This window comes from Burkholderia latens (genome assembly GCF_902499045.1).
GTDB classification, from domain to species: domain Bacteria; phylum Pseudomonadota; class Gammaproteobacteria; order Burkholderiales; family Burkholderiaceae; genus Burkholderia; species Burkholderia latens.
This window is the reverse complement of sequence record NZ_CABVPL010000005.1, coordinates 144,306-167,919: the sequence shown is the minus strand read 5'-3', so window position 1 is coordinate 167,919 and position 23,614 is coordinate 144,306. Positions and strand designations below refer to the sequence as shown.

At 68.2% G+C, this 23,614-nt stretch carries 21 protein-coding genes and 2 riboswitches; of the genes, 8 read left to right on the top strand and 13 right to left on the bottom strand.

The genetic code is table 11. The features are described 5' to 3' along the window. Positions 1 to 10: 10 nt before the first annotated feature. Positions 11 to 637, bottom strand: coding sequence for a PqiC family protein (locus BSE24067_RS05835; RefSeq protein ID WP_244130537.1), 627 nt, complete (start codon positions 635 to 637; stop codon positions 11 to 13). A gap of 288 nt (positions 638 to 925) precedes the next feature. After that, entirely contained in the window at positions 926 to 1,948 is a 1,023-nt protein-coding gene (locus BSE24067_RS05830; RefSeq protein ID WP_151062880.1) for an ABC transporter substrate-binding protein, read from the bottom strand. Between the two features lie 140 nt (positions 1,949 to 2,088). Further along, positions 2,089 to 2,210: riboswitch (guanidine-I (ykkC/yxkD leader) on the bottom strand. Between the two features lie 453 nt (positions 2,211 to 2,663). Next, a riboswitch (guanidine-I (ykkC/yxkD leader) is annotated at positions 2,664 to 2,795 on the top strand. 57 nt (positions 2,796 to 2,852) lie between these two features. Between BSE24067_RS05830 and BSE24067_RS05825 the strand changes: the two genes are divergently transcribed. From BSE24067_RS05825 to BSE24067_RS05800, 6 genes are all read left to right on the top strand, one after another. Continuing rightward, positions 2,853 to 3,608 (top strand): urea amidolyase associated protein UAAP1, encoded by a 756-nt coding sequence (locus BSE24067_RS05825; RefSeq protein WP_151062881.1) that lies wholly within the window; start codon positions 2,853 to 2,855, stop codon positions 3,606 to 3,608. A gap of 11 nt (positions 3,609 to 3,619) precedes the next feature. Continuing rightward, complete coding sequence (locus BSE24067_RS05820) at positions 3,620 to 4,276, top strand: urea amidolyase associated protein UAAP2 (protein WP_151062882.1); 657 nt, start codon at positions 3,620 to 3,622, stop codon at positions 4,274 to 4,276. A gap of 199 nt (positions 4,277 to 4,475) precedes the next feature. After that, positions 4,476 to 8,102, top strand: coding sequence for an urea carboxylase (uca, locus tag BSE24067_RS05815; RefSeq protein ID WP_151062883.1), 3,627 nt, complete (start codon positions 4,476 to 4,478; stop codon positions 8,100 to 8,102). Continuing rightward, entirely contained in the window at positions 8,099 to 9,970 is a 1,872-nt protein-coding gene (gene atzF, locus BSE24067_RS05810; RefSeq protein WP_151062884.1) for an allophanate hydrolase, read from the top strand. Before uca ends, atzF begins: the two co-directional genes overlap by 4 nt. 64 nt (positions 9,971 to 10,034) lie before the next feature. Then, a complete protein-coding gene (locus tag BSE24067_RS05805) occupies positions 10,035 to 11,009 on the top strand; it encodes an ABC transporter permease (RefSeq protein ID WP_151062885.1) in 975 nt (324 codons plus the stop codon). A 44-nt stretch (positions 11,010 to 11,053) separates the two neighbouring features. Continuing rightward, entirely contained in the window at positions 11,054 to 11,965 is a 912-nt protein-coding gene (locus BSE24067_RS05800) for an ABC transporter ATP-binding protein (RefSeq protein ID WP_151062886.1), read from the top strand. Positions 11,966 to 12,054: 89 nt separating this feature from the next. On the opposite strand, the gene BSE24067_RS05795 is transcribed toward BSE24067_RS05800, so the two are convergent. The 3 genes from BSE24067_RS05795 to pdxR form a co-directional block, all read right to left on the bottom strand. Then, positions 12,055 to 12,459: a cupin domain-containing protein gene (locus BSE24067_RS05795; protein WP_151062887.1), complete on the bottom strand. Its 405-nt coding sequence runs from the start codon at positions 12,457 to 12,459 to the stop codon at positions 12,055 to 12,057. 4 nt (positions 12,460 to 12,463) lie between these two features. Beyond that, complete coding sequence (locus BSE24067_RS05790; RefSeq protein WP_151062888.1) at positions 12,464 to 12,943, bottom strand: carboxymuconolactone decarboxylase family protein; 480 nt, start codon at positions 12,941 to 12,943, stop codon at positions 12,464 to 12,466. 198 nt (positions 12,944 to 13,141) lie between these two features. Beyond that, positions 13,142 to 14,641, bottom strand: a complete 1,500-nt coding sequence (gene pdxR / locus BSE24067_RS05785; RefSeq protein WP_151062889.1) for a MocR-like pyridoxine biosynthesis transcription factor PdxR — start codon at positions 14,639 to 14,641, stop codon at positions 13,142 to 13,144. Positions 14,642 to 14,846: 205 nt separating this feature from the next. Here pdxR and BSE24067_RS05780 point away from each other — a divergent pair, with 205 nt between their 5' ends. Both BSE24067_RS05780 and BSE24067_RS05775 read left to right on the top strand, forming a co-directional pair. After that, a complete protein-coding gene (locus tag BSE24067_RS05780; protein WP_151062890.1) occupies positions 14,847 to 15,590 on the top strand; it encodes an SDR family oxidoreductase in 744 nt (247 codons plus the stop codon). Positions 15,591 to 15,696: 106 nt separating this feature from the next. Further along, positions 15,697 to 16,734, top strand: coding sequence for a LysR family transcriptional regulator (locus BSE24067_RS05775; RefSeq protein ID WP_151062891.1), 1,038 nt, complete (start codon positions 15,697 to 15,699; stop codon positions 16,732 to 16,734). On the opposite strand, the gene BSE24067_RS05770 is transcribed toward BSE24067_RS05775, so the two are convergent. The 8 genes from BSE24067_RS05770 to BSE24067_RS05735 all read right to left on the bottom strand — a co-directional run bounded on the left by BSE24067_RS05770 (position 16,688) and on the right by BSE24067_RS05735 (position 23,613). Continuing rightward, positions 16,688 to 17,614, bottom strand: a complete 927-nt coding sequence (locus BSE24067_RS05770) for a LysR substrate-binding domain-containing protein (RefSeq protein WP_151062892.1) — start codon at positions 17,612 to 17,614, stop codon at positions 16,688 to 16,690. The genes BSE24067_RS05775 and BSE24067_RS05770 overlap by 47 nt on opposite strands. 40 nt (positions 17,615 to 17,654) lie before the next feature. Further along, the gene (locus BSE24067_RS05765) at positions 17,655 to 18,380 is read right to left on the bottom strand and encodes an amino acid ABC transporter ATP-binding protein (protein WP_151062893.1); all 726 of its coding nucleotides are present in this window, start codon (positions 18,378 to 18,380) and stop codon (positions 17,655 to 17,657) included. A 40-nt stretch (positions 18,381 to 18,420) separates the two neighbouring features. After that, the gene (locus tag BSE24067_RS05760; RefSeq protein ID WP_151062894.1) at positions 18,421 to 19,077 is read right to left on the bottom strand and encodes an amino acid ABC transporter permease; all 657 of its coding nucleotides are present in this window, start codon (positions 19,075 to 19,077) and stop codon (positions 18,421 to 18,423) included. Beyond that, positions 19,074 to 19,838, bottom strand: coding sequence for an amino acid ABC transporter permease (locus BSE24067_RS05755; protein ID WP_151062895.1), 765 nt, complete (start codon positions 19,836 to 19,838; stop codon positions 19,074 to 19,076). The genes BSE24067_RS05760 and BSE24067_RS05755 overlap by 4 nt, the downstream gene beginning before the upstream one ends. Before the next feature lie 43 nt (positions 19,839 to 19,881). After that, complete coding sequence (locus BSE24067_RS05750; protein ID WP_244130538.1) at positions 19,882 to 20,670, bottom strand: transporter substrate-binding domain-containing protein; 789 nt, start codon at positions 20,668 to 20,670, stop codon at positions 19,882 to 19,884. A 70-nt stretch (positions 20,671 to 20,740) separates the two neighbouring features. Further along, positions 20,741 to 21,811, bottom strand: a complete 1,071-nt coding sequence (locus BSE24067_RS05745; RefSeq protein WP_151062897.1) for an ABC transporter ATP-binding protein — start codon at positions 21,809 to 21,811, stop codon at positions 20,741 to 20,743. A gap of 39 nt (positions 21,812 to 21,850) precedes the next feature. Further along, positions 21,851 to 22,693 (bottom strand): ABC transporter permease, encoded by an 843-nt coding sequence (locus tag BSE24067_RS05740; RefSeq protein ID WP_151062898.1) that lies wholly within the window; start codon positions 22,691 to 22,693, stop codon positions 21,851 to 21,853. Then, positions 22,690 to 23,613 carry an ABC transporter permease gene (locus BSE24067_RS05735; protein ID WP_151062899.1) on the bottom strand — a complete coding sequence of 308 codons (924 nt, stop codon included), beginning with the start codon at positions 23,611 to 23,613 and terminating at the stop codon, positions 22,690 to 22,692. The genes BSE24067_RS05740 and BSE24067_RS05735 overlap by 4 nt, the downstream gene beginning before the upstream one ends. Position 23,614: the final 1 nt, after the last annotated feature.

The window sequence follows — 23,614 nt, the reverse complement described above, 5'->3', positions numbered from 1 at the left end:
CTGCACCCGTTCAATCGTCCGGCGCGTCTGGACCGTCCGGCGCGTCCGTCGTACCGCGCCCCGCGGCGCAACCTGCGACCGCTTGGTCGAGTCCGCCCGCGCGACATCCGGCGGGCGGCGCGGCGCGTGTAGCCGTAGCGCGAATGCCGGCCGCGATACCCTGCGAGAGCGCGTCGAGCGCGCGGCGATGCGCATCGACGAGCGCGTCATAGCCCGTCGATGCATCAGCCCGGACGATGCTGCGGCACGTCAGTGCCCGTTGTCCGGTCCCGGCGCCGGCGCTGACGCTCCAGGCCGCGTCGAGCAGCACGTGCGACGCCGGCCACGATTCGATTCGCTGGACGTCCACCGCGATCCGGTAGACGAGCGCGCGGTCCGCGTAAGCGATGCGGTGAACGTCGATCGCGTCCAGCTCGGATGCGACGCGCGTGGACAGCCCGCCGCGCATTTCGTCGCCGAGCGGCGCGGCCCAGCGTTCCTGTTCGAGGATGTCGGCCCGCTCGGGGCCGCGCAACAAGACGAACCGGTTGCCGTCCGCCGGCGCCGCGACGTGCACGGTCTGGATGTCGATCAGCCAGCCGGGATGCGCGGCGGCGGCGCCGCGAGCGTATGGAAGTGCACGGGCGGCGACGCGCACGCGCTCAGCACGGACAGCGCGACGCACGTCGCGACGCGCACCGTCATGCGTTGCAGACGCTTGGCCTGACGTGCGCCGAGGCATGCGACGTGGCGAACCGGCCGCTTCCGCTGGGCGATTTCGTCGCCGCACCGGCTGGTTGATCGGCGGTTGCGTCGCGGCCGGTTCGTGGCGCACCGGCCGCGCAACCTGCGCGGCGATCAATTGGACGCCGTGGCGAGCGTGCGACCGGCCCGGTGTTGCCCGCCCGCTGGCGCGCGCGTCGCGTCGCCAACGGGCATGCTGCCGTCAATGCGCGTCGACGAACCGCGGATCGATATACGCGTCGACGTCCTGCGACTGCTTGTACACGGCGTTGCGCACGTTGAACGCATTCGCGTTGCGCGTCGAGCCGTAGATCGAATCGAGCCCGTCGCCCTTGCGGAACGCACGCTTCGCGGCCGCCTCGTCGAGCAGGTGCGTGCCCTTCAGCAGCGGCAGGTATTGCGCGGGCGCGAGCCCGACGCGCGCCGACATGATCTTGACCGCGTCGGCCTGCGTCTTCGGATCGTTGATGTACGCGACGCAGCGATACCAGACCTTGACGACCTTCGCCCAGTCGGCGCGGCGCGCGGCGAGGCTCGCCGGCGCGACGGTGATCGCGTCGTAGATCAGCCCCGGCGCATCCGCCGACGTGAAGATCGCGCGTGAGCCCGGCGCGCGCTTCAACGCCTCGCCCGCGTTCGGCTGCCATGCGGCCACCGCAGCGATGTCGGCCGACGAACCGAGCACCTGCGGCAACTCGTTGGTTTTCGCGTTGACGAGCGTGACGTCGCCGTCCTTGAGCCCGTGCTTCTGCAGCGCGGTTTCGAGCAGCAGGTGATCGACGAGGCCGAGCTCGACGCCGACCTTCTTGCCCTTCAGCGCCTCGACGGTGCGCAGCGGCGGCTTCGCGACGATCATGTCGTTGCCGGCCGAATAGTCGGTCAGCAGGATCATCACGTTCTTCGCGCCGGATGCGCCCGTCACGAGCGCATCGCCGTTGGTCGCCGCGACCGCATCCAGCTTGCCCGCGGAAAACGCGTCGAGCGACGCCGAATAATCGAACCATTCGAAATCGACGTCGACGCCGGCCTCCTTGAACCAGCCCTTGTCGAGCGCGACCTGGAACGCGACCCAGCCCGGCCAGTCGCTGTAGCCGATCTTCAGCGGCGCGGCAGCCTGCGCGGCAGGCGCCGCCCATAGCGCGGCAGCCGCGACGGCGGCGCCGACTGCATGACGGATGAAACGGAAGGACGACAGGCGGCGGAACGCCGGGGCGGGACGGGTCATCGTTGTTCTCCAGGAGACCGGGATCGGGATCGTCGATACGGACCGTGCGCGAGCACACGTTCCGGCTGCGTGACCGGTTCCTGCGGATGCGGAACGAACGAAGCGGCCACGGAGAGGCGCGACGGCCGTTGCCATCGCCAATCTCCCGGGCTTTTGTCCCGCCGTGTAGCACGCGTGCATCCGCTCTTGCGATCGGACGAACCCGCGCCGGGCTGCTCTCGGACCAGACGTTCGATGAACCGGAACCCTAGCACCCCTAAGATGCGACGCCGCCGCACCTCTCGGCGTGATGCCGAGCGAGAAGCGTGCCAACGGCGTTTGTCGCTTCGCGTGGGATCACGACTCAACGGCGGCGCATGGTGCGCTGAAGTTCGATGAAGCGGGCGGCGAACAGCGCGCTCAGTGCGCGCCGCAGCAGGTCGAGCTTGTTCATGAACGATCGGGTATCGGGTGGTGGTACGCCGCTTTCAGCAATGCCCATGCCATCGTGAATCGGGCCGTGCCGAGCACGCAATGCGCACTGCGCCGGTGCGCGCTGGCGTGAGCATGGTGCGCCGCGCGCCCGCTGCGTGGGCAAGCGGCTGCGCGCGGGCTTCGGATGCCGCGCGGCGTCGGGCGGCCGGGCCGCGTCGTGCGGTCCGAGCGGTCATTGAGCGGCGGCTGGCACGCAACTCGCTTATTCGATGCCCGAGAGGTGCGAAGCAATTTGCATCATCTTCAGGATCGCTAGGGTTCCGGTCGTGCGGCGTGCGCCGCGCGATGCCTGGTCCGAGAGCAATCCGGTCTTGCCTTCGCCTCGATACGAGGAAACGGCGAGGCTCCACGGAGGGATAAAAGCCCGGGAGGTCGCGATGTCGTTCGGTCGCCCTCTCACGCCTTTTGTCCAACCAACCCCGGAGCCGCCATGTCGCCGAGCCCCCAAGCCGTCCTTGCCCCGCCGCCACACGTCGCGTGGGAAACGCTGATTCCCGCCGGAACCCACTGGTCCGGCATCCTGCGCCGCGGTCTCGCGCTGCGCATCGTCGATGTCGACGGCGGCGCGAACCTGTCCGCCGTCTTCCATCGCCAGGAAGACCTGCTCGAACGCTACAACATGGCCGACACGCTGAAGGCGCAGCACACCGCGCATCTCACGCGCGGCCATGCGCTGTATACGGACATGGGGCGCGTGATCGCGTCGATCACGGCCGACACGCTCGGCTGGCACGATCCGCTCGGCGGCGTCGGCGATGCGCGGCTGTTCGCGCACAAGTACGGCACGTCGTCGTATCAGGCCGATCGCAACGCGATGATCCGCAACGGCCGCGACAGCCTCGTGCTCGAGCTCGCGAAATACGGGCTGTCGGCGCGCGATCTTGCCGCGAACGTCAACTTCTTCAGCAAGCTGGCCACGCGCGACGACGGCGCGCTCGATTTCGTCGCCGGACATTCGCCGGCCGGCAGCGCGTTCGACCTGCGCTTCGAGATGAATACGCTCGCGGCGTTCTCGACCGCGCCGCATCCGCTGGACCCGCGCCCCGACTATGCGCCGAAAGCCGTGAAGCTGATCGCGTATCGCGCGTATCCGGCCGATGGCGCGGCGCCCGAAGACGACCCGTGCCGGCGCGCATGCGCGGAGAACACGCGCGGCTTCGCCAACACCGACCGTCTGTTCGCATGAGGAGCGAGACCATGCCGATCATCGAAAGCCGTCTCGACCCGCGCGACGCGATCTACGACATCACGCTCAACGCGGGCGACCCGTGGCTGCACGGCCTGAAGCGCGGGCAGACCTTCCGCATTCTCGACCTCGAAGGCAACCAGGCCGTCGATACGCTGTTCTACAGCACCGACGACCCCGAGGAGCGCTACAGCGCGCAGGACACGATCCGCGCGCAGCGCAACCTGTATCTGAGCGCGGGCAGCGTGCTGATGTCGAGCCGCGGCAACCCGATGGCGACGATCGTCGCGGATACGTGCGGCCGCCACGACACGCTCGGCGGTGCATGCGCGGCCGAGAGCAACACGGTGCGCTATGCGCTCGACAAGCGTTACATGCACAACTGCCGCGACAGCTTCCTCAACGCGATCGCGCACTGCACGTGCGGCGCCGGCGCGCGGCTCACCAAGCGCGACCTGGTCGGCAACGTCAACTTCTTCATGAACGTGCCCGTTACGCCGCTCGGCGGCCTCACGTTCGAGGACGGGATTTCCGCGCCCGGCAAGTACGTCGAGATGCGCGCGGAAATGGACGTTACGGTGCTGATCTCGAACTGCCCGCAACTCAACAATCCGTGCAACGGCTACAACCCGACGCCCGTGCGCCTCACTGTGTGGGAGGCCGAATGAACTGCGCCCACGCTCACTTGCTTTGCATGGGGCCGGAGTACGTGCTGAAGCGCTACTCCGGGCCGACACGTTCGCTGCCCCCCGAGGGGGCGGTTACCGTCCACGGCCGGCTTTGCAGAGCCGGCCGGCTGCGCGGGCGCGGAGCGATGCTCCGCGAATTCCCCGCTACGCCCCTTGGGGCGGCCCGGCGGGAGGCAACATGAGATTCGTCAAAGTGCTCGTCGCGAACCGCGGCGAAATCGCGTGCCGCGTGATCCGCACGCTCAAGCGTCTCGGCATCGCGTCGGTCGCGATCTATTCGGATGCCGACCGCGACGCGCGCCACGTCGCGCTCGCCGACGAAGCCGTGCGCGTCGGCCCCGCACCGGCGGCCGACAGCTATCTGAACGTCGCGGCGATCCTCGCCGCCGCGCGCGAGACCGGCGCGCAGGCCGTGCACCCCGGTTACGGCTTCCTGTCCGAGCACGCGGGTTTTGCCGACGCGTGCGAAGCGGCGGGCCTGCGCTTCATCGGGCCGAGTGGCGATCACATGCGCGCGTTCGGCCTCAAGCACACCGCGCGCGAACTCGCAGCCGCGCATGGTGTCGCGCTGTTGCCCGGCACCGGCCTGCTCGACGATGTCGCGACGGCGCTCGCCGAAGCCGACGCGATCGGCTATCCGGTGATGCTGAAGAGCACAGCGGGCGGCGGCGGCATCGGCATGTCGCTGTGCCGCGATGCCGCGCAGCTCGGCGCGGCGTTCGAATCCGTCGTGCGGCTCGGCGCCGCGAACTTCGCGCATGCGGGCGTCTATCTCGAGAAGTTCGTCGAACACGCGCGGCACATCGAAGTGCAGATCTTCGGCGACGGCCGCGGCGGCGCGATCGCGCTCGGCGAACGCGATTGCTCGGTGCAGCGCCGCAACCAGAAGGTGATCGAGGAAACGCCGGCGCCCGACCTGACCGACGCCGAGCGCGATGCACTGCACGCGAGCGCGGTGCGGCTCGCGCGCGCGGTGGGCTACGCGTCGGCCGGAACGGTCGAATTCGTGTTCGACGCGACCGAACGGCGGTTCTATTTCCTCGAGGTGAACACGCGGCTGCAGGTGGAACATTGCGTGACCGAGGAAGTGACGGGCGTCGATCTCGTCGAATGGATGATTTTGCAGGCCGAAGGCGACTTGCCGCCGCTCGACACGCTTGCGGTCGCGCCGCGCGGCGCGAGCATCCAGGTGCGGCTCTATGCGGAGGATCCCAACAAGCAGTTCCAGCCGAGCGCCGGGCTGCTCACGCACGTGTCGTTTCCCGCGAACGTGCGGGTAGACGGCTGGATCGACGCGGGCACGGAGATCAGCGCGCATTACGATCCGCTGCTCGCAAAGCTGATCGTGCGCGGCGACACGCGGCGCGACGCGCTGGCCGCGCTGCGTGCCGCGCTCGACCATACCGGCCTGTACGGGATCGAGACCAACCTCGACTATCTGCGCGCCGTCGTCGGCTCCGACACGTTCGCGCGCGGCGCGCCGACGACGGCCTTCCTGTCGCGCTTCGCGTTCGCTCCGCACACGATCGACGTGCTCGACGGCGGCGTGCAGACTACCGTGCAGCAAGCGCCCGGGCGTGTCGGCTACTGGAGCGTCGGCGTGCCGCCGTCAGGCCCGATGGACGATCGCGCGTTCGATCTCGCGAACGCGCTGCTCGGCAACGCGCGCGACGCGGCCGGGCTGGAATTCACGATGGTCGGCGCGACGCTGCGCTTCAACACGGCGACGCTGTTCGTGCTCGGCGGTGCGCCGCTCGCGGCCACGCTCGACGGCGAACCCGTGCCGTTCTGGCAGGTCGTGCGCGCACGAGCGGGCGCGATTCTCAAGCTGGGCGGCGTGACGGGCGCGGGCGTGCGTGCGTGTCTCGCGGTCAAGGGCGGGCTGCAGGTGCCCGACTATCTCGGCAGCAAGGCGACCTTCACGCTCGGCCAGTTCGGCGGGCACGCGGGCCGCGCGCTGCGCAAGGGCGACGTGCTGCATCTGCATGCGGACGCCGGGCGCGGCGACGCGGGCGCGACGCTGGCTGCCGCCGACGTTCCCGCGCTGACGCATGCGTGGACGCTCGGCGTGCTCGACGGCCCGCATGGTGCGCCGGATTTCTTCACGCGGGACGACATCGCGATGCTTTACGGCACGCAGTGGACCGTCCATTACAACTCCAGCCGCACCGGCGTACGGCTGATCGGCCCGAAGCCGCAATGGGCGCGTGCGGACGGCGGCGAGGCGGGGCTGCATCCGTCGAACATTCACGACAACGCGTATGCAATCGGTGCCGTCGATTTCACCGGCGACATGCCGGTGATTCTCGGCCCGGACGGGCCGAGCCTCGGCGGCTTCGTATGCCCGGTGACGGTCGTGCGCGACGAGCTGTGGAAGCTCGGGCAGTTGCGGCCGGGCGATACCGTGCAGTTCGTGCGCGCGGGCGCGGCGTCGGGGATGCCGGCTCGCGCGGTCGTGCAGTCGACGCGTGACGTTGCCGCGGCTGCATCCGGGGCATCCGGCTCATCCGCCTCATCCGACGATTGCGTGCTGCATCGCGAACCGTCGGCCGGCGGCGGCATCGGCGTCGTGTACCGGCGCTCCGGAGATCGCAACGTGCTCGTCGAATACGGGCCGCTCGTGCTCGACCTGAACCTGCGCTTTCGCGTGCATGCCCTGATGTGCTGGCTCGACGCGCACCGGCTGCCCGGCATGCTCGATCTGACGCCGGGCATCCGCTCGCTCCAGGTGCAGTTCGACGCGCGGACGCTGCCGCTTGACGCGCTGCTCGCGCATCTGCAGGCCGCCGAGCGCGAACTGCCCGACGCGACCGACATGCGCGTGCCGAACCGCATCGTGCATCTGCCGCTGTCGTGGGACGACCCGTCGACGCGCGTCGCGATCGAGCGCTACATGCAGTCGGTGCGGCCCGATGCGCCGTGGTGCCCGAGCAATATCGAGTTCATCCGGCGCATCAACGGCCTGGCGAGCATCGACGACGTGAAGCGCATCGTGTTCGACGCGCGCTATCTGGTGATGGGCCTCGGCGACGTCTACCTCGGCGCGCCCGTCGCGACGCCGATCGATCCGCGGCATCGGCTCGTGACGACGAAGTACAACCCCGCGCGCACGTGGACGCCGGAGAACGCGGTGGGTATCGGCGGCGCGTATCTGTGCGTGTACGGGATGGAAGGGCCCGGCGGCTATCAGTTCGTCGGCCGCACCGTGCAGATGTGGAATCGCCACCGCACCACGCGGGAATTCGAAGCCGGCAAGCCGTGGCTGCTGCGCTTCTTCGACGAGATTCGCTTCTACGAAGTCGGCGAGGCCGAGCTGAGTGCGCTGCGTGAGGATTTCATCGCGGGCCGCGCGGCGCTGAAGATCGAGGAATCCGTGTTCGATCTGCGCGAATACAACCGCTTCCTGAGCGATGAAGCGGATTCGATCGCCGCGTTCAAGGCGACGCAGCAGGCCGCATTCGACGCGGAGCGCGAGCGCTGGCGCGCGGCCGGCCATGCGGAATACGTCGGCGATGCGGAGCAGGGCGACGCGCAGGCAGACCAGGTAGCGGGCACGCTCGACGATACGCAGCGAGCGATCGCCGCAGACGTATCGGGCAGCGTGTGGAAGGTGCTGGTGGAAGCCGGCGAGCGCGTGACCGAAGGGCAGGTCGTCGCGATCGTCGAGTCGATGAAGATGGAGGTGGCGGTGACGGCAATGGAAGACGGCATGATCGAGAGCATCGATTGCGCACCCGGCACGGCGGTGGTGGCCGGCCAGCGGCTGATGGTGATGAAGGCGGGCGCCGCCGAGGAGGTCGCATGAGCACGACGGAACGTTCGATCCTGCCCGGGCTGCATTCGATTGCCGCGCTGCGCGCACGCTACGCGGCCGGGGCCCTGACGCCGCATGCGCTCGTCGACGCGATCGCCGCGCACTTCGACGCGGGCGACCCGCACCACGCGTGGATCCGGCCGCTCACGCGCGACGAGATGATGGCGCATGCCGACGCGCTGGCCGGACGCGACGTCGCATCGTTGCCGCTGTACGGCGTGCCGTTCGCGATCAAGGACAACATCGACGTGGCCGGCATCCCGACGACGGCGGGCTGCCCCGCCTACGCGTACACGCCGGCACGCAGCGCGCCCGTCGTCGAGCGGCTGATCGCGGCCGGTGCGATTCCCGTCGGCAAGACCAATCTCGACCAGTTCGCGACCGGGCTGTCGGGGCAGCGCTCGCCTTACGGTGCCTGCCGCAACGCCCTTGACCCGCGCTATGCGTCGGGCGGCTCGAGTTCGGGGTCGGCCGTGGCGGTCGCGCTCGGTGTCGCGACGTTCTCGCTCGGCACCGACACGGCGGGCTCCGGCCGCGTGCCGGCCGCATTCCACGGGCTCGTCGGGCTGAAGCCGACACGGGGCGTGCTGAGCACGCTCGGCGTGGTGCCTGCCTGCCGGTCGCTCGATTGCGTGTCGGTGTTCGCGCGTTCGGCGGACGACGCACGCATCGTGTTCGCCGCCGCGCACGGCGTGACGGAAGGCGATCCGTACGGGCGCGCATGGCAGCCGTTGTTGGGTGCGGACGGGTTGCGCGCGCAGCCGGCACGCCCGCTTGCGCAATTGCGTTTCGGCACGCCGCGTGCCGATCAGCTCGAATTCTTCGGCGACGATTCGTACCGCGCGGCGTGGGGCGCGGCGCTGGAGCGGTTGCGCGCGACCGGCGCGCGAGTCGTCGAGATCGACTTCGGCCCGTTCCTCGCCGCCGCGCGGCTGCTGTACGAAGGCCCGTGGGTCGCGGAGCGGCTTGCCGCGATCGGCGCGTTCGCCGCGCGCGAGCCCGGCGCGCTGCATCCGGTGATTCGCGAAATCGTCGGCGGCGCGGCGCGCTTCAGCGCCGCCGATGCGTTCGCCGCGTTCGACCGGCTTGCGGCGCTGCGCGTCGACGCGGCCCACGCGTGGGATGGCATCGACGCGATCGTGATGCCGACGTCGGCGACGACCGCGACCGTCGATGCGCTCGAAGCCGATCCGATCGCGATCAATTCACGCTTCGGCTACTACACGAACTTCGTGAACCTGCTCGACCTGTCGGCGATCGCGGTGCCCGCGGGCACGTGCGCGACCGGACCGCATGCGGGCTTGCCGTTCGGGATCACGTTCGTCGGTCGCGCGCACGACGATGCGCGGCTGCTCGATCTCGCGCACGCGTGGGGCGACGGCGCGGCCGGCGTCGGCGACGTTCGGCCGCATGCGGCCGCGGCGCCGGCGCATGCCGCAGCTGCAGGTGTCGTGCGGGTGGCCGTCGTCGGCGCGCATCTTCGCGGAGAGCCGCTGAACGGGCAGCTCACGCAACGCGGCGCGCGCTTCGTCGCTGCGACCACGACCGCGCCGGCCTATCGCCTCTATGCGCTGTCCGCCGCCGCAAGCGGCGGCGTCGCCAAACCGGGCCTCGTGCGCGTGCCGGACGGTGGCGCGCCGATCGCGGTCGAGGTCTGGGAGATGCCGGTCGAGGCCTACGGCAGCTTCGTCGCCGGGATCGCGGCGCCGCTCGGCATCGGCACGCTGACACTCGCCGACGGCTCGCTGGTGCAGGGCTTCCTGTGCGAAAGCGCGGCGCTCGACGATGCACAGGACATCACACGGTTCGGCGGCTGGCGGGCTTACCGTGCGCAGGCGGCCAGCGGCGCATTGCAATGAACGCACGGTCGCGCGATGGCGCTGCATCCGCGCGACCTGCACCCGAAACGAGAGGGAGATTCCGATGACAACGACCCGCAACACGACCGGATGGCTCGCCGTGCGGCGCGAGCTGACGACACGCGGCAAATGGACGCTCGGGCTGGCGTCGTTCCTGCTGCCGTGCGCCGTGTGGTGCTTGATCAGCTACGTACCGTTCGTCTGGCATCCGCAGATGCGCATCACGAATCCGGGCAGCGTCGACTATTTCCAGACCGGCATGCAGATCGACCGCGACGTGTTCGACGACGAGCTCGCGCATGCGCGGGCCGAGCATGCGGCGGTGCCCGAAGGGGAGCGCGCGAACCCGGTCTACCTGCCGGCGCCGCACCAGGTGTTGCGCGCGTTCTACACGGCGTTCACGACGCCGCCCGCGTCGCGCGACGGCATGTGGCTGCACGAAAGCCTGTGGCACAGCATCCGCATCATTTTCTGGGGCTTCGTGATTTCGTCGGCGATCGGCGTGCCGCTCGGCATCGTGTGCGGCACCTTCAGTGCGCTCGCGCGGCTGCAGGAGCCGTTCCTGGAGTTCTTCCGCTACCTGCCGGCGCCCGCGTTCGGCGCGCTGATGGTCGCGATTCTCGGCATCTACGACGCGCCGAAGATCGCGATCATCGTGATCGGTACGCTGTTCCAGCAGGTGCTGATCATCGCGAACACCACGCGCAAGCTCGAATACGGGCTGTTCGAGGCCGCGATGACGCTCGGCACGAAGAAGCTGAAGCTGCTCACGCACGTCGTGATTCCGGGCGTGCTGCCGGACCTGTATCGCGATCAGCGGATCCTGCTCGGCTGGGCGTGGACCTACCTGATCGTCGCCGAACTGGTCGGCACGAGCTCGGGCATCACGTGGTACATCAGCCAGCAGGCGCGTTACCAGCATTTCGACAACGTGTATGCGGCAATCCTGATGATCGGAATCATCGGTCTCGGCACCGACATCGTGCTCGCGCTGCTCGGGCGCCGGCTCTTTCCGTGGGACCGCACGCTGAAGGCGTGACGTGCGCCGCACATACCCATCGACCGATTTCAGCAGAGGCCATCATGCAGAACCCGCAAGCCGTTCCCGATTACCTGATTCAATCCGACGCGGTGCGCGAGCGCTTCGCGCGACTGAAGGCCCGCGACGTGATACTCGACGTGCGGCACGTCGGCAAGCGTTTCGCGACGCCGCAGGGCGAGTGCGTCGCGCTCGACGACATCAGTTTCCGCACGCACCGGCGCGAGTTCGTGTGCGTGATCGGCCCGTCCGGCTGCGGCAAGTCGACGCTGATCCGGATCCTCGCCGGGCTCGACGCGCAGACGAGCGGCGAAGTGCTGCTGGACGGCAAGCCGGCGGACGGGCCGGGCGCCGATCGCGGGATGGTGTTCCAGGGCTATACGCTGTTTCCGTGGCTCACGGTGAAGAAGAACGTGATGTTCGGGCTGCGCATGAACGGCAGCAGCAGCAGCGTGGCGGAGCGCGAGGCGCTGCAGTGGCTCGATCTCGTCGGGCTGACGCGTTTCGCCGACGTGTATCCGCACCAGTTGTCGGGCGGCATGAAGCAGCGCGTCGCGATTGCCCGCGCGCTCGCGAACCGCCCGCGCATCCTGCTGATGGACGAACCGTTCGGCGCGCTCGACGCGCAGACGCGCGCGAGGATGCAGACGCACCTGCTCGACATCTGGCGCAACATCGACGTGACGATCCTGTTCATCACGCACGATCTCGACGAGGCGATCTTTCTGGCCGACCGGATCCTGGTGCTGAAGGCGAATCCGGGCGGCGTGCAGGAACTGATCGAGGTGCCGGTGCCGCGGCCGCGCGATTATTCGCAGGTCAATACGCCGGAGTTCATCGCGACGAAGGCGCGGCTCGAAGCGCTGATTCATCCGAAGGAGGCCGCGCCGGCGGAAGACGACGGCATCAAGCCGCACATGATCCGGATGACGGACGTGGCGGACAACGTCGAATAGCGGCACGACGTGCAGCGTGCCGCGCCGGCACGCACGCATGTGAACCCGTCGAGCGCGGCCGGCGGTAGTCGGCCGCGGCGACGATCGCGCTATTTCACCGGCGTGAGCACCGGCGCGCCCTTGTTCTTGATCAGGAGCACGATGAATTTCGCCGGCTTCGTGCTGCTGGCATTCCGTCCGACCGTATGCACGTCGTCGGGGCCTTCGTGGAACGTGTCGCCGGCGTGGAGCGTGACTTCCTTGCCGCCGTTCAGGCCCATCACGATACTGCCTTCGAGTACGTACACGAAGGCGTGCGCGTCGTGACGATGCACGGGATCGACGCTGCCGGGCGGATAGTCGACGACGATCATCTCGGCTTCCTTGCCCGGATACTCGGGCAACGGTTCCGTGGTCAGTTGCTTCACGCTGGCCTGCGGCGCGGCGGCGGCCGGTTGACTGGGCAACAGCAACGACAGCGCAAGCGGCGCGAGCGCGAGGACGAGGCGTTTCATGTCGTTACTCCAGGTTGGCCTTGTCGAGCCCGAACATCTTGTCGAACGACCCGGGCACGATACGGAACGCGACGTTCAGCCGGTTCCAGCTGTTGATCGCACCGACGAGGAAGGTCAGATCCGACAGCTCCTTCTCCGAATAGTGGCCGCGTACGCGCTCGTAGAGATCGTCCGGCATGCCATGCGACGAAAGCTGCGTGAGCGCTTCGGTCCATTCGAGTGCCGCCCGCTCGCGAGCGGAGAACAGCGTCGACTCGCGCCAGATCGCGACGTGGTGCATGCGCAGCTCGCGCTCGCCGTGGATTCTCGCCGTCTTCACATGCATGTCGACGCAGAACGCGCAGCCGTTGAGCTGCGACGCGCGAATTTCGACGAGCTCGCAGACCGGTGTGTCGATCGTCGTCTTTTGAAGCAGACCGTCGAGCTCGACGAGCTTCTTGGTCAGTTCGGGCGATTGCTGGAAGTAGTTGATACGTTGCGTCATGATCGGTTCTCCTGATCGGTGGAAGCGGGGCCGATGGGCTCGCGGATGGCGATTCATCGCGCGGCTTGCGTGGCAACCATCGTAATCGCGGGTCTTTCGATCTAGTAGAGCCGGCAAGGTGCGCACTCTGTTGCCGCTTCGGCACCAATCACGCACGACGTGAATCGGCGTGATCGCACGCCGGCCGCGGGCTGCGCGTCAGCGATCGACGCACGCGCGCAGCGTGCGTGCGTGACGTTGCGCGTCCTGCGCGTCGGCGATGTTCGCGAACCCGATGACGAGGCCGCGCGGCGTTTGCGGCGTGTGGCTGTTCGTATACCAGATCGACAGCGGCAGAACGGCAAGCCCCGCGTCGGCCGCGCGCGCGGCGACGGCGACGTCGTCGACCGGTCCGTCGGGCCCGTCGGTGAATCGCACCGCGAACTGGATGCCGCCCACCGGCGATTCGACGATCAGCCGCTCGCCGAACGCGTGCCGCAATGCGTCGACGATCAGCGTGCGACGCTCGCCGTACAGCGCGCGCATGCGCTTCAGATGGCGGGCGAAGTGGCCCTGTTCGATGAAATCGGCGAGCGCAGCCTGCAGCAGCGTGGGCGAACCGGCGTTCATGCTGCACGCGACGCGCTCGACGCGTTCCACCGCACGCTCCGGCACGACCGCGTACGCGAGCCGCAAACCCGGATACATCGCCTTGCTGAAGGTGCTGCAATAGATCACGCGATCGCGCCGGTCGAGACTTTTCAGCGCGGGCAGCGGGCGGCCGAGATAGCGGAATTCGCTGTCGTAGTCGTCCTCGACGATCCAGCCCGACGTCTTTTCTGCCCAGTCGAGCAACGCGATGCGACGCGCCAGCGACAACGTATGCCCGAGCGGGCTCTGATGCGACGGCGTGACCAACGCGAAGCGTGCTCGAGCGTCCAGCTGCATCCCGCGCGCGACGTCGATCCCTTCGGCGTCCACCGGCACCGGCACGAGCTGCACGCCGGTCTCGGACAGGAAGCCGCGCGCGAGCAGATAACCGGGATCCTCGAACCAGACACGGTCGTTCGCCCGCGCGAGGCTGCGCAGCACCAGTTCGAGCGTCGCTCGATAGCCGCCGGTGACGAACACCTGTTCGGGCACGCAGGTGACGCCGCGCGACAGCGTCAGGTACGTCGCGATATGTTCGCGCAGCGGCCGATAGCCGGCCGGATTCGGATAGCCCAGCAACGCGCGTTCGCTGCTGCGCGCACGCGACGACACGAGCCGATGCCAGACCTTGCGCGGAAATGCGTCGAGCGCGGGGAGGCCGGGCTGCAACGGCCGCGGCTCGCCGCTCATCGCGACGGCGATCGGCTGCGGGCGCGGCGGCGCGGCGAGGGCGTCCGGCAGGCCCGGCGCGGGGTGCAAGTCGCCGTGTTCGGCGCGGGCGGGCGACGGCCGTGTCATCGACAGCGGCAGCGATGGCGATACGAACGTGCCAGCCGCACCGCGCATCTGCAGATAGCCCTCGTCGACGAGGATCGTATAGGCCTGTTCGACGGTGCCGCGCGCGGTGTTCAGTTGCGTCGCGAGGCCGCGCAGCGCGGGCACCCGATCGCCCGGACGCAGGTGGCCGGCGGCGATCGCGGCTCTGAACCGCTCGCAGATCTGCAGGTAGACCGGCAACTGATGCTGGCGGTCGATTTCGATGGTCAGCGGCGGCGTTGGCGCGGACATCACGGTCTCCCGGATAACGCGAACAGGGACGGATTCCGATGCGACATGGACCAGTCCGATCGACGATTCTTGGCACTTATGGATAGGACATGATTCTTCCACAATTGCGTCACGTGATGCGACGTTCGTGAACACCTTCATCGGATCCGGCATCCGCCACGTACCCGCGCATTCCAATGCAGTTCATTCGTCAGGAGATTTTGCGATGAAGATCGTTGTCATCGGCGGTTCGGGCCTCATCGGCTCGCGTGTCGTCACGCTGCTCGGCGAAGCCGGCCATCAGGCGCTCGCCGCGTCACCGCGCACCGGCGTCAATACCATCACGGGCGAAGGGCTGACCGACGCATTGACGGACGCGGACGTCGTCGTCGACGTCGCGAATGCGCCGTCATGGGAGCCGCAGGCGGTCCTCGACTTCTTCCGCACGTCGGCCCGCAATCTCGGCAAGGCCGAGGTTGCCGCGGGCGTGCGCCATCATGTTGCACTGTCGATCGTCGGCTGCGACCGGATGCCGGAAAACGGCTATTTCCTCGCGAAGGTCGCGCAGGAGCAGGCGATCGAAGCGGCGGGCGTGCCGTACACGATCGTGCGCGCGACGCAGTTCATGGAGTTCATCGGCGGCATCGCGGATGCCGGCACGGCCGACGGCACCGTGCGCATCGGCGACGGCCTGTTTCAGCCGATTGCGGCGGAAGACGTGTCGGCGCTCGTCGCGCAGATTGCGCTCGCCGGGCCGCACAACGGCACGGTCGAGATCGCCGGCCCGGATCGCGCGCCGTTCGCGGAGATCGTCGCGCGCTATCTGAAGTCGGTCGGCGATACGCGTGCGGTCGTTACCGATCGCGATGCACGCTACTACGGCGGCCGCGTCGAGGAAACGTCGCTGGTGCCGCTCGGGGCGGCGCGGCTCGGCCGCATCGGTCTCGACGAGTGGCTCGCGCGAAGCTGAAGCGGGCCCGCACGCGCACGCGGCGCGGTTCGCGCGTGCGGGCCGACCGGGCCGGGCTCGGGCAAGCGTGATTCGTCACGGTCGAAATGCGTTGGGGGCAGCGGAAATGGATCATTCGGAACCATCGGAGTACGGCGTCCGTCGCGACCTGGCCGGCCGCGCCGATGCGTTGTCGGCGAGCTTCGGTGCGAGCTACGCAGGCATCCTCGCTTTCGTGGCGGTCGCGACCGAGGGGAGTTTCACCAAGGCCGCTGAACGGCTCGGCGTCGGGCGGCCTGCAGTGAGCCGCAACGTTCAGAAGCTGGAGGCGCAGCTGAGCACGCGGCTGTTCCAGCGAACCACGCGCACGACGGAACTGACGTGCGAGGGCCGGCGCTTCTTCGAGAACTGCAACCAGGGCGTCGCGCGGATCGTCGAAGCGATGAACGACATGCTGGAGCTGCGGCAGGGGCCGCCGCGCGGCCTCATCCGCATCAGCTCGGCCGCGGGATTCGGCAGGAAAATCGTCGCGCCGCTGCTCGAGAAATTTGCCGATGCATACCCGGACATCGACATCGATCTGCTGCTCGACGATCGGCCGGTCGACCTCGTGTCGGAGCGGATCGACGTGTCGTTTCGAAACGGACGGATCGACGACTCGAGCATCATCGCCCGGCGGCTGATTCCGATGCAGATGGCGCTGTGCGCCGCGCCGTCGTATGTCGCGGCGCATGGCCTTCCGCAAAGCCTGGCCGATCTCGACCGGCACGCGTGCATCAATTTCCGCTTCGCGAGCGGCCGGATATTCGAATGGGAGTTCAACGTCGACGGCCGCGTGCAGAAGTATCTGCCGACGTCGCGGTTCACGTTCAACGACCCCGACCTGGTGTTGCACGCGGTGTTGAATGGAGCGGGCATCGCACAGATGGCGGGCTACCAGATCCGCGACCACCTCGCGTCGAACGCGCTCGTCGTCGGGCTCGCACGGCATGCGCCGGAGGATCGAGGCCACTACATCTGCTATCTGAGCCGGCAACACCTGCCTGCGCGAATCCGGCTCTTCATCGACTTCATGACCGAGCAGATCCGTGCGCTCGACCTGGACTGCATGACGCGGTTCAATCCGGATGTTCCGGCACCCGCGCCGGCATGGCTGGCGGCGTGACGCAATCCCACCTGCGTTGGTCCGCGATCCAGTCGCCGAACAGCTGGATCTTGTGCGGCTGTTCAATGCCGCCTGGATACACGAAGTAATAGCCCATTCCCGTCGGCAACGACAGATCGAACGGCATCACGAGCCGCTGCGCGGCCACGCTTTCGTCCACCAGCGTCCTGTCGCCGATCGCGATGCCGTATCCGTCGATCGCCGCGCGGGTCGCGAGGTCGAGCGTTTCGAAGCTCAGGCCGCGAGTCGAATCGACGCGCGTCGCGCCCGCCTGGTCGAGCCAGCGCTTCCAGTCCCGATGATCGCGAGTCGGATGCAGCAACGTATGGCCTGCCAGCTCGTCGATGCTCGCGAGCGGCTGGCGCTCGAGCAGGCTCGGCGCGCAGACCGGGGTGAGCCGCTCTTCGAACAACGCAATCGCGTGCATGTCGGCGCCCGCCCCGTCGGCATAGATCACCGCGGCATCGAACGGTTCGACGCGGAAATCGACGTGATGGTCCCACGTGGTCGTGATCTGCACCTGCAGCTCGGGATGTTCGACCTGGAAACGCATGATCCGCGGCAGCATCCACTGCATCATGCAGGTCGGCACCTTCAGCGCAAGCTCGGTGCGCCTGCGCGACAGGCGCATCGATACCTCCTCGATGCGCGCGAAGCTTTCGCGCACCGTCGGCAACAGCAGCTCGCCTTCGGCCGTCAGCAACAGCCCTTTGGGCGTACGCTTGAACAGCGGAAACTGATAGAAGCTTTCGAGCGCGAGGATTTGCCGGCTCACCGCGCCCTGCGTCAGGCACAGGTGCGCGGCCGCGCGCGTGAAGCTGCCGTGGCGTGCGACGACGTCGAATACCTGCAGCGCATTGAGGGAAGGAAGTCGTTTCATCTTGAGAGCCGGCGAGCCACGGGCGGCGATGCAACATCGCTCAATGCAGGATTTTCGCGAGGAAGTCCTTCGCGCGATCCGATTTCGGATTCGAGAAGAAATCGTCCTTGCGGTCGTCCTCGACGATCGCGCCCTTGTCCATGAAGATCACGCGATGGGCGACCTTCTTCGCGAAGCCCATTTCGTGCGTGACGACCATCATCGTCATCCCTTCCTGCGCGAGCTCGACCATCACGTCGAGCACCTCGTTGATCATCTCCGGATCGAGCGCCGACGTCGGTTCGTCGAACAGCATCGCGATCGGGTCCATCGACAGCGCGCGCGCGATCGCGACGCGCTGCTGCTGGCCGCCCGACAGCTGGCCCGGAAACTTGTGCGCATGCGCCTTCAGGCCGACGCGATCGAGCAGCTTCAGCCCCTTGTCGGCCGCTTCGTCCTTGCCGCGGCGGAGCACCTTGATCTGCGCGAGCGTCAGGTTCTCGGTGATCGACAGGTGCGGGAACAGCTCGAAATGCTGGAACACCATCCCGACCTTCGAGCGCAGCTTCGACAGGTTCGTCTTCTTGTCGCCGACCGACTGGCCGTTCACGAGGATCTCGCCCTGCTGGAACGGCTCGAGGCCGTTCACGGTCTTGATCAGCGTCGACTTGCCCGAGCCCGACGGACCGCACACGACGACCACTTCACCCTTCTTGACCTCGGTCGTGCAATCGGTGAGGACCTGAAACTGGCCGTACCACTTCGAAAGGTTGCTGATGGAAATCATGAAAGTACCTGCATCGGAATGAGGCGCGCGCGGCGCCGGTTCAGCGCGCCTTCGCGACGCGGTAGCGACGTTCGAGCGCACGGGCGTACCACGTCAGCGGGAAGCACATTGCGAAGTAGAGCAGCGCGACCATCGCGTAGATCGGAAACGGCTTGAATACCGCATCGGTGATGATGTTGCCGGTCTTCGTCAGTTCGGTCAGCCCGATGATCGACGTGAGCGCGGTGCTCTTCACCGCCTGCACGAGGAACCCGACGGTCGGCGGCAGCGCGATCTTCCACGCCTGCGGCCACACCACGTAGCGCAGCCGTCGCGTCCACGTCATGCCGAGACTGGCCGCCGCGTGCCACTGGCCGCGCGGCACCGCGTCGACGCAGCCGCGCCAGATGTCGGCCAGATACGCGCTGGCGTTCAGTGTCAGCACGACCGACGCCGCCACCCACGGCGTCACGTCGATCCCGACGAGCGGCAATCCGAAGAAGCCGAGGAACAGTTGCATCAGCAACGGTGTGCCCTGAAACACTTCGACGTACAGGATCACGAAGCGGCGCAGCGCCGGTACGGGCGAGATGCGCAGCGCGAGCAGCACGAAACCGGCGACGCCGCCGCCGGCGAACGTGATCAGCGACAGCAGCACCGTCCAGCGTGCGGCCAGCAGCAGGTTCCATGCGATGTCCTGGAAGGTGAATTCGATCATCGTGCATGCTCCGTCGGCAGGCGGGTTTCGGGCGAGCGGGCGCGCCATGCGAGGCGGGCGGCCCGGGTGCGTCGCGGCGCGGCAGCCGCGCCGTGCGGCGCGCGGCCCCGGAACAACCGCCGGCCGACGCGATTGAGCAGCATGCGCAGCGCGATCGACAGCAACAGGTAGATCGCGGTCACGACGATGTAGATCTCGAACGCCCGGAAATTGCGCGACTGGATGAAGTTCGCCGCGTAGGTCAAGTCGGGCACCGAGATCTGTGACACGACCGCCGAACCGAGCATCACGATCAGTACCTGCCCCAGCAGCGCGGGATACACGTTCGCGAGCGCTTGCGGCAGCACGACGTGACCGAACACCTGCCGGCCGTGCAGCCCGAGCGCCCGCGCGGCCTGCACTTGCCCGTGCGGCACCGATTCGATGCCGGCGCGCAGGATCTCGACCGCATACGCGCCCAGGTTGACCGTCATCGCCAGCACGGCCGCTTGCGCCTCGTCGATGTGTACGCCGACACCGGGCAGCCCGAAGAAGATGAAGAACAGCTGGACCAGGAACGGTGTATTGCGGATCAGCTCGACGTAGGACGCGACGAGCGTGCGCGCCCACCGCGGGCCCGCGAGGGCGGTCCATGCGCCGGCGGTGCCGATCAGGCCGCCCAGCGCGGTCGCCGCGGCGGTGAGGCCGAGCGTCACGCCGATTCCGCGCGCGAGCATGCCGGCGTACAGGCCGAAATCGCTGAAGTCGAACACGTAGGTCATCGCGATGCCTTTCGTCGTGAGTGCGGGGCGGCGGCGCTGCGCATCACAGGTCGGCCGGCAGTGCCGCGTGCAGCCACTTCTGCGACAACGTGTTCAGCGTGCCGTTCTTCTTCGCGGCGGCGATCGCGTCGTTGACCTTCTGCATCAGCCGCGGTTCGTTCTTGTTCAGGCCGACGTGATCGGGCGAGCTGAACAACGAGAACTTCTGCTCGGGATCGATCGACGGGTGCCGCGCGATGATCGTCGCGCCGACGTCGTTGCCGACCACCAGCAGTTGCGCCTGTCCCGACAGGAACGCCGCGATCGCGCCGTTCGGATCGTCGAAGCGCTTGATCGTCGCGCTCGGCGGCGCGATCTTGCTGACGCTGAGGTCCTCGAGCGTGCCGCGCGCGACCGCGACGGATTTGCCGGCGAGATCGGCATTGCCCTTCACGGGCAGCGATTTCGGGCCGAACACCGCGAGGTAGTAGGGCGCATACGCGTTCGAGAAGTCGATCACCTTCGCGCGCTCCGGCGTCTGCCCGACCGACAGCAGCATGTCGGTCTTGTGGTCGGCGAGATACGCCATCCGGTTGTCGCCGGTGACCTGCACGAGTTCGACCTTCGCATTGAGCGCCCGGCCGATCAGGTTCGCCATGTCGATGTCGTAGCCTTGCGGCTTCATGTCGGGCCCGATCGAGCCGAACGGCGGATAGTCCTCGAATACGCCGACGCGCACGACGCCCGATTTCGCGATCGTGTCCAGCGCGTCGGCGTGCGCGAGCGGCGCGAAGCCGGCAACGCCGGCCGCGCCGGCGCAGAGCAGGACGGTACGGGCGAGAAGGTGTTGCATGCGGCGGGTTGCGTGAATCGTTGCGTTCATGGTGAGTCCTCGTTGTTGCGCTGGAGAAAGGGAACGGAGATCAGGCGCCGCGGGCGGCGATGAGCTTGCAAGCATGGGCGGGCAATTCCGCGAGCACCCGCATGCCGACGTGGAGGTCCGGCGTCTCGCGCGGCGTCGTCGCGGCCGTCAGCGTGAAGCCCCGGCAGTCGATCGTCGCCTCGATCGATGCGCCGACGTCGCGCACGAACGTGATGGTGCCGGGCAGCGTGTTCGGCGCGGCCGCCGGCGGGCCCGGACGCACGCACACATCCTCGGGACGAATCAGCAGGCGCACGGCGTCGGGCGCGCGTGTCGCGTCCGCTGCGCGCCGGATCGCGAGCCGCTGCCCGCCCGGCAGGACGATCGCGTCGTCGCCGTCGCGCACGACCGGCAGGATGTTGCCGAGGCCGATGAAGTCGGCGACGAATTCGTTGACGGGATCGCGATAGATGTCGAGCGGCCGGCCGACCTGCTGGATCCGGCCCTGCTCCATCACGACGATCTCGTCGGCCATCGTCATCGCTTCGCGCTGGTCGTGCGTGACCATGATCGTCGTGATGCCGAGCCGCTGCTGGAGCAGCCGGATCTCGATCTGCATCGCTTCGCGCAACTTCGCGTCCAGCGCCGACAGCGGTTCGTCGAGCAGCAGCAGGCGGGGCGATGACGCGATCGCGCGCGCAATCGCGACGCGCTGGCGTTGCCCGCCCGACAACTGCGTGACGAGCCGGTCGGCCATGTGCGGAAGCTGGATCAGCTCCAGCAGCTCGGCGACGCGCTTCGCTTGCGCGGCCCTGGCCGTCTTGCGCAGCCGCAGCGGGTACGCGACGTTCTGCGCGACGGTCATGTGCGGAAACAGCGCGAGCGACTGGAACACCATGCCAAAGTCGCGCCGATTGGCGGGCACGTGCGTGAGGTCGCGGCCGGCGAACGTCACCGTGCCGGAAGTCGGCGTTTCGAGGCCGGCGATGATCCGCATCAGCGTGGTCTTGCCGCAGCCGGACGGACCGAGAAAGCAGACGAGCTTGCCGTCCGGCACCGACAGGTCGACATGATCGACCGCATACGCGTGATGGAAGCGTTTGGTCACGTCCTGGAGGATGAGCTGGGTCATGAGGGTTCCTTGCACGGGCGACGAGAGGCTGTGCGCGCGTCAGAGGGCGACGCCGTTGTCGCCGACGAGTTTTTCGAGCATCCAGATCAGCGCGAAGTCGATCGCGACCGTGAACACGGCGAAGCAGAACACGGTCGGATCGAGTGACGACACGGTGCGGCTGTAGAGCCAGACCGGCAGCGTCATCGTGTCGATGCTGTACAGGAAGAACGTCACCGTGAATTCGTTGAACGACACGATGAACGCGAACAGCATCCCGGCGAGAATGCCGGGCCGCATCAGCGGCAGCACGACGTCGACCAGCGCGCGGCGCGGGCTCGCGCCCATCAGGCACGCGGCCTCCTCGAAGTCCGGGCCGATCGATGCGACCGAGGCCGCGCAGTTCTTCACGGTGAACGGCAGCGTGAGGATCACGTGCGCGACGACGAGCCGCACGATGCCGAGTTCGACCGGCAGCGCGTTGAACACGATCAGCAGCGCGAGGCCGAGCATCACGAGCGGATAGACGATCGGCAACGCGACGAGCTGCTCGACGAGCGCCTTGCCGCGGAAGCGGCAGCGCGACAGCGCGTAGGCCGCCGGTACCGACACGGCGGTCGCGATCAGCATCGTCGCGACTGCGACGACGAGGCTCGTCGTCAACGCGGCGCCCATCGACTGCGGGCTGCCCGCATCGGACGACACGAATGTCTGCCATGCGGCGCGATACCAGTGCAGGCTGAAATCGCGCGGCGGGAATTCGAGCGTGCCCGACGCGCCGAACGACATCGTGATCATCGTGAGGATGGGAAGCGCGGCGCCGAACAGCACGAGCGCCGCGAGCACACCGGTCGCGCGCCCGAGGCGGCCGGGCAGCGGAGCACGCAGGAGCAGGGCATTCATCGGCTCACCTCGCCGGCACGTTGCAGGGTGCGCACGAGGCGCTGGGAAACCGCCATCACGACGAGCGTCGCTGCCATCAGCACGATGCCCGACGCCGATGCCGCGGGCCAGTTGAGCAACGGTGCGACCTGGTCGTGCACGAGCACCGCGAGCATCGGCACGCGGCGGCCGCCGAGCAGCAGCGGCACCGCGAATGCGCTGGCGTTGTACGCGAACACGAGCAGCGCGCCGGAGACGAGGCCGGGCATCGCAAGCGGCAGCGTCACATGCCGCAGCGTTTGCCAGCGGCTCGCGCCGAGCGTCGCCGCGGCTTCGTCGTACGCGCGGGACACCGCGCGCAGTGCGCTCGACAGCGGCAGCACCGCGAGCGGGAACGCAGTCTGGATCAGCCCCAGCAGCACGCCGTGTTCGCGATACAGCAACTGCAGCGGCCGCTCGATCGCGCCGGTGCCCAGCAGCGCGCGGTTGAGCAGCCCGGCCGGGCCGAGCATCACGAGCCAGCCATAGCCTTGCAGCAGCAGATTCACGAGCAGCGGCAGCAGCACGCCGGCGAGCATCAGCCGGCGCGCGAGCCGCGATTCGGTGCGCGCCATCGCGAGCGCAACGGGAATGGCGAGCAGCACCGCGCACACCATGCTCTGGAACGCGAGGCGCAGCGTGAGCCACAGCGACTTCGTGAAGTACGGGTCCGCGAGGTCGACGTAGTTCTGCAGCGTGAAGGTCCGCCATTCGTCGCCGGATACGCCGACGCTCATCCGCAGCACCGTGAGCGTCGCGGCGGCGAGCACCGCGAGGAACGCGAGGATCGGCGCAAGCAGCAGCCACGGCGGCACGCCGGGCCGCGCGGCTTCGGTGCCGCCGGCGGCACCGGCCGATGCGGCGGCCGGCACCGCGTCGCGGGAGGAGGACAGGGAGGCCATG

What these genes read in the sequence shown, in the direction of transcription:
- BSE24067_RS05830 (WP_151062880.1), bottom strand. Translation starts at nt 1,948, where the DNA reads ATGACCCGTCCCGCCCCGGCGTTCCGCCGCCTGTCGTCCTTCCGTTTC.
- BSE24067_RS05825 (WP_151062881.1), top strand. Translation starts at nt 2,853, where the DNA reads ATGTCGCCGAGCCCCCAAGCCGTCCTTGCCCCGCCGCCACACGTCGCG.
- BSE24067_RS05820 (WP_151062882.1), top strand. Translation starts at nt 3,620, where the DNA reads ATGCCGATCATCGAAAGCCGTCTCGACCCGCGCGACGCGATCTACGAC.
- uca (WP_151062883.1), top strand. Translation starts at nt 4,476, where the DNA reads ATGAGATTCGTCAAAGTGCTCGTCGCGAACCGCGGCGAAATCGCGTGC.
- atzF (WP_151062884.1), top strand. Translation starts at nt 8,099, where the DNA reads ATGAGCACGACGGAACGTTCGATCCTGCCCGGGCTGCATTCGATTGCC.
- BSE24067_RS05805 (WP_151062885.1), top strand. Translation starts at nt 10,035, where the DNA reads ATGACAACGACCCGCAACACGACCGGATGGCTCGCCGTGCGGCGCGAG.
- BSE24067_RS05800 (WP_151062886.1), top strand. Translation starts at nt 11,054, where the DNA reads ATGCAGAACCCGCAAGCCGTTCCCGATTACCTGATTCAATCCGACGCG.
- BSE24067_RS05795 (WP_151062887.1), bottom strand. Translation starts at nt 12,459, where the DNA reads ATGAAACGCCTCGTCCTCGCGCTCGCGCCGCTTGCGCTGTCGTTGCTG.
- BSE24067_RS05790 (WP_151062888.1), bottom strand. Translation starts at nt 12,943, where the DNA reads ATGACGCAACGTATCAACTACTTCCAGCAATCGCCCGAACTGACCAAG.
- pdxR (WP_151062889.1), bottom strand. Translation starts at nt 14,641, where the DNA reads ATGTCCGCGCCAACGCCGCCGCTGACCATCGAAATCGACCGCCAGCAT.
- BSE24067_RS05780 (WP_151062890.1), top strand. Translation starts at nt 14,847, where the DNA reads ATGAAGATCGTTGTCATCGGCGGTTCGGGCCTCATCGGCTCGCGTGTC.
- BSE24067_RS05775 (WP_151062891.1), top strand. Translation starts at nt 15,697, where the DNA reads ATGGATCATTCGGAACCATCGGAGTACGGCGTCCGTCGCGACCTGGCC.
- BSE24067_RS05770 (WP_151062892.1), bottom strand. Translation starts at nt 17,614, where the DNA reads ATGAAACGACTTCCTTCCCTCAATGCGCTGCAGGTATTCGACGTCGTC.
- BSE24067_RS05765 (WP_151062893.1), bottom strand. Translation starts at nt 18,380, where the DNA reads ATGATTTCCATCAGCAACCTTTCGAAGTGGTACGGCCAGTTTCAGGTC.
- BSE24067_RS05760 (WP_151062894.1), bottom strand. Translation starts at nt 19,077, where the DNA reads ATGATCGAATTCACCTTCCAGGACATCGCATGGAACCTGCTGCTGGCC.
- BSE24067_RS05755 (WP_151062895.1), bottom strand. Translation starts at nt 19,838, where the DNA reads ATGACCTACGTGTTCGACTTCAGCGATTTCGGCCTGTACGCCGGCATG.
- BSE24067_RS05750 (WP_244130538.1), bottom strand. Translation starts at nt 20,670, where the DNA reads ATGCAACACCTTCTCGCCCGTACCGTCCTGCTCTGCGCCGGCGCGGCC.
- BSE24067_RS05745 (WP_151062897.1), bottom strand. Translation starts at nt 21,811, where the DNA reads ATGACCCAGCTCATCCTCCAGGACGTGACCAAACGCTTCCATCACGCG.
- BSE24067_RS05740 (WP_151062898.1), bottom strand. Translation starts at nt 22,693, where the DNA reads ATGAATGCCCTGCTCCTGCGTGCTCCGCTGCCCGGCCGCCTCGGGCGC.
- BSE24067_RS05735 (WP_151062899.1), bottom strand. Translation starts at nt 23,613, where the DNA reads ATGGCCTCCCTGTCCTCCTCCCGCGACGCGGTGCCGGCCGCCGCATCG.